This is a genomic window from Rhodovulum sp. DZ06 (genome assembly GCF_050586345.1).
In the GTDB taxonomy this organism is placed as follows: domain Bacteria; phylum Pseudomonadota; class Alphaproteobacteria; order Rhodobacterales; family Rhodobacteraceae; genus JBOCEF01.
Window position 1 is genome coordinate 109,235 of the sequence record NZ_JBOCEF010000008.1, and the last position, 10,339, is coordinate 119,573.

Below are 10,339 nucleotides of genomic sequence, written 5' to 3' on the forward strand. Positions count from 1 at the left end.
CCCGGTCCGCCCGGCGGCGGCGGCAAGGCGCGTCGAATTGACGGAACATGCGCCCTTGCGGCCCCCGCCGGCCGCGCCATATCGCCTGCAATGCTTCCGCGCGCGCGCCTGCGCGGGGGCCTCGCCCCGCCGCCCGCGCCCGCCGCGCGGACGGACCGCGCCCGCCGCGACATTCCTCGCGACGGAAACCGGCCCCCGGTTCGTGCTACACGTACCCCCTGGCCGTCGGATCAGCACAGTCGGAGCCCACGCAATGCGTCCTCTTCCCCTTCTCATGGCAGCGCTGGTCTGCATCGGCCTCTATTTCTGGATCGTCCACCCGACCGACGCCCAGGAAACCGGCGGCGCCGACGGCCCCGCGGCGGCCGAGGCGCAGGCCCAGCCCCCGGTCAAGGTGGTCGCCTTCCAGTCCGTCGCCCGGCCCGTCGAAAGCGCGCTGATCCTGCGCGGGCGCACCGAGGCGCACCGAAACGTCTCGGTGCGGGCCGAGACCTCGGGCCTCGTCGTCTCCGAGCCGAGCCGCGCGGGCGCGAAGGTGTCCCGCGGCGACCTGCTGTGCCGGATCGAGGAAGGCTCGCGCCAGGCGCAGCTGGCCCAGGCCCGCGCCGCCCTCGCCCAGGCCCGGGTCGACAACGACGCCGCCCAGAAGCTGTCCGAGCGCGGCTACGCGGCCGAGACCACCGCCATGGCCCGCCTCGCCCAGCTCGAGGCCGCCACCGCCGCGGTCCGGCAGATCGAGCTCGACATCCAGCGCCTCGAGATGCGCGCCCCCTTCGACGGCGTGCTTGAAAGCGACACGGCCGAGCTCGGCGCCCTGCTGCGCGCCGGCGACCAGTGCGCCCAGGTCATCGCCCTCGACCCGATCGAGATCGTCGGCTACGCGCCCGAAACCGATGTCGACAAGGTCGAGGCCGGGATGCCCGCCCGCGCCCGCCTCGTCTCGGGGCGCGAGGTGGACGGCATCGTCACCTTCGTCTCCCGCGCCGCCGACCAGCAGACCCGCACCTTCCGCATCGAGGTCTCGGCCCGGAACCCCGACGGCAAGATCCGCGACGGCATGACCGCCGAGATCTGGATCCCGCTCCAGGGCCGCACCGCGCATCTCGCGCCCCAGGCGGCGCTGACGCTCAACAACGCCGGGACCCTCGGGATCCGCGCGGCGGTGGACGGCAAGGCCAAGTTCATGCCCGTCACCATCCTGCGCGACGAGGCCGAGGGCGTGTGGCTGACCGGCCTGCCGGACGAGGTGAACATCATCTATGTCGGGCAGGAATACGTCTCCGACGGCCGCGCCATCGACGCGACCATCAGCACCTGGGACGCGCGCGGATGACCGGCCTCGTCGACTGGGCCACGTCCCGCACCCGCACCATCTTCGCCTTCATCCTGCTCTCCATCGCCGCCGGGTGGTTCTCCTACTCGTCCCTGCCCAAGGAAGGCGAGCCCGACATCGACGTGCCGATCATCTTCGTGTCGGTCAGCTTCCCCGGCATCTCGGCCGTCGACAGCGAACGCCTCCTGGTCAAGCCGCTTGAAACCGAGCTGTCCGACGTCGACGGGCTCGACGACATGACCGGCTTCGCCGCCGACGGCTATGGCGGCATGTTGCTCAAGTTCGACTTCGGCTGGGACAAGAACGCGACGCTGGCGCAGGTGCGCGAGGCGACCGACCGCGCCAAGTCCGAATTCCCCGACGGCTATAACGAGCCGACGGTGGAGGAGGTGAACCTCTCCGAGTTCCCGATCCTCATCATCTCCCTCTCGGGCGACGTGCCCGAACGCACCCTGCTGCGCCTCGCCAAGGACATGCAGAAGGAGGTCGAGGGCCTGACCCCGGTGCTCGAGGCCGGGCTCGCCGGCCACCGCGAGGAGATGCTCGAGGTCCTGATCGACCCGCTGAAGCTCGAGGCCTACAACGTCACCGCGGCCGAGCTGGCCGCCGTCGTGACCAACAACAACCGCCTCGTGGCCGCCGGCGCGGTCGAGGCGGGCACGGGCCAGTTCTCGGTCAAGCTGCCGGGCAGCTTCGACAGCCCCCAGGACGTCTACGGCCTGCCGATCAAGACCAATGGCGACCGGGTGGTGACCCTCGGGGACATCGCCACCATCAACCTGACCTTCGAGGACCGCCAGGGCACGGCGCGCTACAACGGCGAGCCGACGATCGCGCTGCAGGTCGTGAAGCGCAAGGGCGTGCCGATCATCGACACCGTGGCCGAGGTGCGCGCCGCGGTCGAGGAGATGCGCGCCTCCTGGCCCGCGCCGCTGCAAAGCGCGGTGCAGGTCGATTTCTCGATGGATGAAAGCCGCCAGGTCGAGGGCATGGTCAGCCAGCTCGAGGGTTCGGTGCTGACCGCCGTCGCGCTGGTCATGGTGGTGGTGCTGGGCGCGCTCGGCATCCGCTCGGCGCTGCTGGTGGGCTTCGCGATCCCGACCTCGTTCCTGCTGTGCTTCGCGCTGCTGGCCGTGTTCGGCATGTCGATCACCAACATCGTGATGTTCGGCCTGATCCTCGCCGTCGGCATGCTGGTCGACGGCGCCATCGTCGTCGTCGAATACGCCGACCAGGAGATCAACCGCGGCACCGGCCCGATGCGCGCCTATGGCGACGCGGCCAAGCGCATGTTCTGGCCCATCGTGTCCTCCACCGCCACGACCCTCTGCGCCTTCCTGCCGATGCTGTTCTGGCCCGGGATGCCGGGACAGTTCATGGGCAACCTGCCGGTGACGCTGATCTTCGTGCTCTCGGCCTCGCTGGTCGTGGCGCTGATCTACCTGCCGGTGATCGGCGGCGTCGTCGGGCGCTTCACCCGCGCCCAGGACCGGATGTCGGCGAAGATGCAGGCCGGGCTGCCGCTCCTGCTGCGCGTCCTGCTGCTGTTCCCCGCCGCCGCCCCCGTCGCCGCGGGCGCCTTCGCGATGAGCCAGGGCCAGGCCCTGCCCGCCATCGCGCTGATGGCGATCGGCCTCTTCGCCGTCTCCATCGTCTCGGGCAGCTTCCGCGACCGCGCCCCGGCGCCGCCGCCCGTGGCGGGCTACCGGCGCTCGCCCTTCGGCCATTTCATCGCCTTCCTCACCAAGAACGCGATCATGCCCTTCGTGGCCGTCGGCCTCGCCTTCGGCGGCGTCGCCTACACCTTCCAGTATTTCGGCGCCAACAACCACGGCGTGGAATTCTTCGTCGAGACCGAGCCCGAGCGGTCGGTCATCTTCGTGCGCGCCCGCGGAAACCTGTCGCTCGACGAACGCGACCGGCTGCTGCGCGAGGTCGAGCAGCTGGTGATCCCGGTCGAGGGCGTGGACTCCGTCTTCGCCTTCGCCGGCGACGGCGGGCTGAACGACCGCGGCGGCAGCAAGCCCAACGACGCCATCGGCCAGATCCAGATCGAGCTGGGCGACTGGGACAAGCGCAAGAAGGGCCAGCTGATCCTCGACGAGATCAACGAGAAGCTGTCCCATTACCCCGGCGTCTACGCCGAGGTGATGCCGCAGGAGCGCGGGCCCGAGCAGGGCAAGCCGATCCAGGTGCGCGTCGAGGGCGACGACTGGGAGGAGCTGCAGCAGGCCGCCGCCATCCTGCGCGCCCGCGTCGACGCCATGGAGGGCCTGGTGGAGCAGGAGGACACCCGCCCCCTGCCCGGCATCGACTGGGAGCTCGACGTCGACGTCGCCTCGGCCGGGCGCTTCGGCGCCGACGTCACCACCGTGGGCGCGATGGTCAACCTGATCACCCGCGGCGTGCTGCTCGACACCATGCGCCCCGACGGCTCGGACGACGAGATCGAGATCCGCGTGCGCTACCCCGAGGAGTTCCGCGTCGTCTCCACCCTCGATTCGATGCGCGTGCGCACCCAGCTCGGCCTCGTGCCCCTGTCCAACTTCGTGACGCGCGAGCCGAAGCCCAAGCTCGGCGAGATCACCCGCTACAACGGCGCCCGCTTCTTCGACGTGAAGTCGGACGTCGCCCCGGGGGTGAACGTCAACGCCAAGGTGGCCGAGATCACCGCCTGGCTCGAGGAAGAGACCCCCCTGCCCGCGTCCGTCACCTGGTCCCTCGTCGGCGACCAGGAGGAACAACAGGAAAGCCAGGCCTTCCTGCAATCGGCCTTCGCCGGCGCGCTGGGGCTGATGTTCGTGATCCTGCTGGCGCAGTTCAACTCGGTCTACAACTCGGTCCTCGTGCTCACCGCCGTGGTGATGTCCGTCGCCGGCGTGATGATCGGGATGCTGGTGATGGGCCAGCCCTTCTCGATCATCATGACCGGCACCGGCATCGTCGCGCTGGCCGGGATCGTGGTGAACAACAACATCGTGCTGATCGACACCTACCAGGAATACGCAAGGCAGATGCCGCGGCTCGAGGCCATCGTGCGCACCGCCGAGGCGCGCATCCGGCCCGTGCTGCTGACCACCATCACCACCATGGCGGGGCTGACGCCGATGATGTTCGGCATCTCGGTCGACTTTTTCGCAGGCGCCTATTCGATTGACGCACCGACGGCGCTATGGTGGAAACAACTTGCGACCGCCGTGGTGTTCGGCCTCGGCGTCGCAACGGTTCTCACGCTGATCGTGACCCCCGCGGCGCTGGCCGCCCGGGTCTGGATCACCGCAGGGATCGTCAACCTGGCGCGCCTCCTCGGCGCCGCCGCCAACGCCCGGATCTCGGCCGACCGACGGCTGAACCGGGCCGCGAAGCGCACCCCGCCGCGGGAGCTCGTGTTCTCGCCGTCCGACCGGCGGCGCGACGTGCCCCGGGGCGAGGAAGGGTCGACGAACCTGTTCGAACGGGCCGCGGAGTGATCGCGGCGGGGCGGTTCCCCATCCGCCCTGTCACGGCTCTGCAGTCCCGGCCTTCGCCACCGGTTCCCCAGCCGGGAACGAAGGCCCGTCCCCCGCGCCCGGTCCGCCCCCCAGATGGGCCGGACGCGGGGGACACCCCCCTCCGCGGCGCATGGCGCGGACGAGAAAGGCCGCCGGTCCCCCGGCGGCCTTCCCGTTTCATGGCCCGGGCGACGCGTCGCCCCGGCGGTCGGCCTCAGCCCCGCCTGCGCCCGCGCAGCACGCCGAAGCCCGCCAGCGCCGCGGGCAGCAGCAGCGCCGCGGCCGGGGCCGGAACCCGCTGCAGGTCGTACTGCACCAGCGGGTCCAGCGTCGCCATCGCCTTGTCATAGACCAGCGCCTGGCTGCTCGAGAGCTGCATGTCGAAGGTCGACAGGCCCGGCGGGTTGACCTCGTTCTCGTCGCTGTAGGGCGCCTCGATCGCCAGTTCGGGGAAATACACCGTGGCGAGGATGGTCGAGGCCGACAGGTCCGCGAGCAGCGAATAGGTCACCGTCACGCTGTCCGTGCCGACGCCCGAGATCCCGGCGCCGATGGCGCTGTCCACCTGGACGATGGTGCGCGCGACCTCCTGCGGCAGCTCGTAATCGAGCAGGGTGAAGGTGAAATCCCACACCCCTTCCGTGCCGCCCGACACGTCGCCATGCCAGTTGTTCCAGACGATGTTGTAGGCCAGCAGCCCCGTGGTCGGGTCGACCGAGCCATGGCTGTCGGCGACGAATTCGCCGGGCGCGTCCCCGGCGTAATCGTCCGCGGCGCCGTCGGGCACGCCGTCCAGGTCCTCGAGCGGGTGATGCGATCCGAATTCCGCCAGCGCGATGGCGGCCTGGGCGCCGCTCATCGGAAGGCAGAGCGCCCCGGCGATCGCGCCCAGGGCAAGGTAGTGTCTCGGTTTCATGGTTCTCTCCTGACGCCCCGCTCCCCAAGCGAAAAGTCTCGCCCGCGGGGCGTCGGAATTAACCCAAATCCCGGCTGTATACTCAATGAATACATGCCGAAATTCGCATGAATTCAGACCAATTTGGACGGCGCAGGCCGGACATACAGTTTCATTGATGCAATGGTTGCATCCGATTACGATGCGGCGGCCGGCTCCTCCACCCCCTGCCGGGCCCAGAGGGTCGCATAGCGCCCGCCAAGGGCCAGCAGCTCGGCATGGGTCCCTTCCTCCACCACCTCGCCTGCATCGAGCACCACGATCCGGTCCGCATCCACCACCGTCGAGAGGCGATGCGCGATGACCAGCACGGTGCGGTCCTCGGACAGGCGTTTCAGGGCGGCCTGGATCTCCCGCTCCGTGTCGGTGTCCAGCGCCGAGGTCGCCTCGTCCAGGATCAGGATCGGCGGGTTCTTCAGGATGGTGCGGGCGATGGCCACGCGCTGCTTCTCGCCGCCCGAAAGCTTCAGGCCGCGTTCCCCGACAACCGTGTCATAGCCCTGCGGCAGCGCGGCGATGAAGTCGTGGATCTGCGCGGCGCGGGCGGCCTCCTCGATCTCGGCCTGCCCGGCCCCGGCGCGGCCATAGGCGATGTTGTAGCCGATGGTGTCGTTGAACAGCACCGTGTCCTGCGGCACCACGCCGATGGCGGCGCGCACGCTGTCCTGGGCGACGTCGCGCAGGTCCTGGCCGTCGATGCTGACCGACCCGTCCCAGACGTCGTAGAAGCGGTACATCAGCCGCCCCAGGGTGGACTTGCCCGAGCCCGTGGGCCCGACCACCGCCACCGTCTCGCCGCCCGCGGCGCGGATGGTCACGCCCTTCAGGATCTGGCGGTCGCGGTCATAGCCGAACTCCACCCCCTCGAAGGCCACCGCGCCCGCGCCGACCTTCAGCGCCGGCGCGCCGGGCTTGTCCACGATCTCCGCGGGCTGCTCCAGCAGCCCGAACATCTCGCGCATGTCCACCAGGGCCTGCCGGATCTCGCGATACACGGTGCCGAGGAAATTGAGCGGCATGGTGATCTGGATGATGTAGGCGTTGGCCATGACGAACTGGCCCACCGTCAGCTCGCCCGCCGCCACGCCCATGGCCGACATCGCCATGACGGTCACGAGGCCGAGATTGATGATCAGCCCCTGCCCGGCATTGAGCGCGGCCAGCGTCACGGTGGTGCGCACCGCCGCTTTCTCATAGTTCGCCATCGAGTCGTCATAGCGCGTCGCCTCGCGCCCCTCGGCCCCGAAATACTTCACCGTCTCGTAGTTCAGCAGCGAATCCATCGCCTTCTGCGCGGCGTTCTGGTCCTCCTGGTTCATCTGCCGGCGGATCCGCACCCGCAGCTCGGTGACCTTGAACGTGTAGGTCACGTAGGCGGTGATCATCAGCACGATGACCATGAAATAGCGCCAGTCGAACTCCGCCAGGAAGATGATCGCCACCAGCGTCAGCTCCAGCATCAGGGGGATGATGGAGAACAGCACGAAGCGCAGCAGGAACTCGACCGACTTGGTGCCCCGCTCGATGATCCGGTTCAGGGACCCGGTGCGCCGCGCGATGTGGAAGCGCAGCGACAGCGCGTGGACATGGCGGAACGTGGTCAGCGCCAGCTTGCGCAGCGCGCGCTGGGCGACGCGGGCGAAGACGGCGTCGCGCAGCTGCTGGAAGGCGACGCCCGACATGCGCGAGACGCCGTAGGCGATCACCAGCATCACAGGCCCGGCGGTCAACAGGAACATGGTCTGGTCCTGCCCCTCGACCGGGGCCAGCGCGTCCACCGCGTCCTTGTAGAAGAACGGGGTGAGCACGATGGCCGCCTTGCTCGCCGCCAGCAGGATCAGCGCGACGACGACGCGCCGCCGCGCCCAGCCCTCGCCCTCGGGCCAGAGATAGGGGATCACGCGGGCGAGGATGCCGATATCGCTCGCCTCCTTCGCCGAGGGGGCGCCGGAGGGGGCGGCCTGTTGGGGAGAGGATTGGCTCATGTCTGCTCAGGCCGCCTTGGCTGTCGGCGCCCCCGCCCGGGCGCCGCGCCGCAACGGGGCGCAGGCGCGGCCGGGACCGGGGCCGCTGTGGCTGGGTCGCCGCCCGGGGGACGGGCGGCGGGAATGGGGGCCGCGCGGGCCGCGGCTCAGTCGGCCGCGGCGCCTCCCGCGCCCGTCTGCGCGCCCGCTTCCGTCTCCGCCTCCGGCAGCTCGAAGATCTGGCCGGGATAGATCAGGTCGGGGTCGCGGATCCGCTCGCGGTTCGCGTCGTAGATCACGGTATAGCGCGTTCCCTCCCCATAGCGAGCCTGCGCGATCCGCCACAGGTTCGCGCCGGGCTGAACCACCACCTGCCCGGCCTCGGCCAGCGACAGCGCCTCGTCCGCGACGCGCTTGAACGGGCTTTCGACGCGGCTGGTCACCCGGCCGCCCTCCGAGAGCTCGTCGACGCGCAGGGTGTAGACGCCGGGGCGGGTCAGCCCCGGCAGGGTGGCTTTCCAGGCGCCGGTCGCGTCGATCTCCACGTCGGCCTGGCGGGTCCCGTCGGCATAGATCCGCGCGAAGCCGCCGGGCGCGCCGCGCCCCGCCATCACCACCGCGCCGTCGCCGTCATAGGAGAGCGCGTCGAGGGTGACGGTCTTGCTCGGGGCACGCGGCGCCTGCACCAGCTCCACCCCGTCCGGGCCGGAGCGGGCCAGCACCGGGGGCTGCGCCGCCGCCCGGGCCGGGCCGGGCGCGGGGGCTGCGTGTCCGGCGGCGGTCTCGGCTTCGGGCTGCGCCGCGGCGGCGTCCTCGGCGGGCGCGGGCGCTTCCGCGGCGGCGTCCTCGGCGGCGAGCGGCGCGGCGGCGGGCGCGGTCTCCTGCGCCCCGGTCTCCTGCGCCCCGGGGGCCTGCGCCCCGGGGTCCTGCGAAACCGCCGGCGCCGCCGTCTCCAGCGCCGCGCCGCCCGTCGGCGCAGCGGGCGCGCCCAGGCCCGGCGCCGCGGCGGCGACCGGCTCGGCCCCCGGCGCATCCGGGATGGCGGCGACCAGGCCCGGGTCGGGCAGGATCAGGATCTCCTCCGGCGCCTCGGCCCCCACCCCCGCGGCATCCATCGAGCGCAGACGCAGCTTGCGGGTCTGTCCCGAGGACGGGACCTCGGCGAAGGCCACGAACTCCCCGCGCGCCGTCGCCGTCACCTGCGCCACCACCTCGCCGTCCAGCAGCACCTCGACCGAGGCGCCGGGCCGCGCGCGCCCGGCCAGCACCGCGTCGCCCTGCACATCCACCCGCACCACGTCGAAGGCGGGCGGCGGCGGGGCGCGGGGCGCATCGGGGGCGGTCGGCCCCGCGGGCGCGGCGGCGGTTTCGGCCGGTTCGGTCGGCGCGACGGCGGCGGGCGCGTCCCCGGTCAGGACCGGGGCGGCGGCGGGCGCGGCGGCAGGGGCGGCGGGGGCCGGGGCCGCGTCCTGCCCGGCCTCCTGCACGCCGGGCACCTCCGCCCGCTCCGGCGCGTGCAGCGAGGGCAGCCCCATCCGCGCGAACACATCCTCCGGCAGCCCGAACCAGTCCCCCAGCCGCCCCGTCGCCTCGGCGATCACGATCCCCCCGATCATCCCCAGCAGGAGGAGAAGCAGGACCACGCGCCGGAAACCCTTGCGCAGAAAACGGATGAGAGGCATGGGAACGCAGCCTTCTTTTCGCCGGAATTGACCCCGCTTATACCGCCGCCCCGCGCGCGGGATCAAATCATCCCCATCAAAAGGCGTGCAAATTCGCCACGCATCCTGCCAAAGCGGCGCCGAAGGGCAACAACTCGCCCCCGCCCCGGTCCGCCGCGCCACCGGAAGACGAGCCATGACCGCATCCCGTTTCGTTCTCGGCGACCGCCTGTCGGTCTGCGTCTATTGCGGCTCCCGCTTCGGGACCGAACCCGCCTATACCGAGGCCGCCGAGGCGCTGGGCGCGGGCCTCGCCGCCCGCAACATGCGCCTCGTCTACGGCGCCGGCGATGTCGGCCTGATGGGCGCCGTCGCCCGCGCCGCCCAGGCCGGCGGCGGCGAGACCTTCGGCGTGATCCCCAAGCACCTCTTCGACCGCGAGGTCGGCAAGCGCGACCTGACCAGCTTCGTGATCACCGAGACGATGCACGAGCGCAAGAAGGTGATGTTCATGAACTCGGACGTCGTCATCGCCCTGCCCGGCGGCGCCGGCACCCTCGACGAGATGTACGAGGCGCTGACCTGGCGCCAGCTCGGCCTCCATGACAAGCCGCTGATCCTGTCGGACGTGGACGGGTTCTGGCAGCCCCTCGCCGCCCTCAACGACCACATGGTCGCCAAGGGCTTCCTCGACCGCCGCACCGCCGACGCGCTGGAGCGGGTCGAAGGCGCGGGCGCCACGCTGGCGCGGCTCGACGAGATCGCGGCGGGCTGAGGCGGGGGCGCCCGGGACGGCAGGCGGCGGCGCGGGATGGCGCAGGGGAGGGAGGCCCGCGGGCCTCCCTCCCCCCCCCCCCCCCCCCCCCCCCACCCTTTGGTCCACCCGGCTGAACAGAACGCGCGCGTCGACCCCAAACCCCCCCCCCAAAACCTGC

General features: G+C 71.3%; 6 protein-coding genes. 3 read left to right on the plus strand and 3 right to left on the minus strand.

Going from position 1 to position 10,339, the window contains the following annotated elements; genetic code table 11:
• Positions 1-253 precede the first annotated feature (253 nt).
• Both ACQ5SO_RS06005 and ACQ5SO_RS06010 read left to right on the plus strand, forming a co-directional pair.
• Positions 254-1,333: an efflux RND transporter periplasmic adaptor subunit gene (locus ACQ5SO_RS06005; RefSeq protein ID WP_430940672.1), complete on the plus strand. Its 1,080-nt coding sequence runs from the start codon at positions 254-256 to the stop codon at positions 1,331-1,333.
• Positions 1,330-4,803 (plus strand): efflux RND transporter permease subunit, encoded by a 3,474-nt coding sequence (locus tag ACQ5SO_RS06010; RefSeq protein WP_430940673.1) that lies wholly within the window; start codon positions 1,330-1,332, stop codon positions 4,801-4,803. The genes ACQ5SO_RS06005 and ACQ5SO_RS06010 overlap by 4 nt, the downstream gene beginning before the upstream one ends.
• A gap of 235 nt (positions 4,804-5,038) precedes the next feature.
• Here ACQ5SO_RS06010 and ACQ5SO_RS06015 read toward each other — a convergent pair whose 3' ends face one another.
• The 3 genes from ACQ5SO_RS06015 to ACQ5SO_RS06025 all read right to left on the minus strand — a co-directional run bounded on the left by ACQ5SO_RS06015 (position 5,039) and on the right by ACQ5SO_RS06025 (position 9,386).
• Positions 5,039-5,740 (minus strand): hypothetical protein, encoded by a 702-nt coding sequence (locus ACQ5SO_RS06015; protein ID WP_430940674.1) that lies wholly within the window; start codon positions 5,738-5,740, stop codon positions 5,039-5,041.
• 176 nt (positions 5,741-5,916) lie between these two features.
• A complete protein-coding gene (locus ACQ5SO_RS06020) occupies positions 5,917-7,764 on the minus strand; it encodes an ABCB family ABC transporter ATP-binding protein/permease (RefSeq protein WP_430940675.1) in 1,848 nt (615 codons plus the stop codon).
• Positions 7,765-7,910: 146 nt separating this feature from the next.
• Positions 7,911-9,386 carry a LysM peptidoglycan-binding domain-containing protein gene (locus tag ACQ5SO_RS06025; protein ID WP_430940676.1) on the minus strand — a complete coding sequence of 492 codons (1,476 nt, stop codon included), beginning with the start codon at positions 9,384-9,386 and terminating at the stop codon, positions 7,911-7,913.
• Between the two features lie 214 nt (positions 9,387-9,600).
• Between ACQ5SO_RS06025 and ACQ5SO_RS06030 the strand changes: the two genes are divergently transcribed.
• Entirely contained in the window at positions 9,601-10,179 is a 579-nt protein-coding gene (locus ACQ5SO_RS06030; protein WP_430940677.1) for a TIGR00730 family Rossman fold protein, read from the plus strand.
• The last annotated feature ends 160 nt before the right edge of the window (positions 10,180-10,339 follow it).

What these genes read in the sequence shown, in the direction of transcription:
- ACQ5SO_RS06005 (WP_430940672.1), top strand. Translation starts at nt 254, where the DNA reads ATGCGTCCTCTTCCCCTTCTCATGGCAGCGCTGGTCTGCATCGGCCTC.
- ACQ5SO_RS06010 (WP_430940673.1), top strand. Translation starts at nt 1,330, where the DNA reads ATGACCGGCCTCGTCGACTGGGCCACGTCCCGCACCCGCACCATCTTC.
- ACQ5SO_RS06015 (WP_430940674.1), bottom strand. Translation starts at nt 5,740, where the DNA reads ATGAAACCGAGACACTACCTTGCCCTGGGCGCGATCGCCGGGGCGCTC.
- ACQ5SO_RS06020 (WP_430940675.1), bottom strand. Translation starts at nt 7,764, where the DNA reads ATGAGCCAATCCTCTCCCCAACAGGCCGCCCCCTCCGGCGCCCCCTCG.
- ACQ5SO_RS06030 (WP_430940677.1), top strand. Translation starts at nt 9,601, where the DNA reads ATGACCGCATCCCGTTTCGTTCTCGGCGACCGCCTGTCGGTCTGCGTC.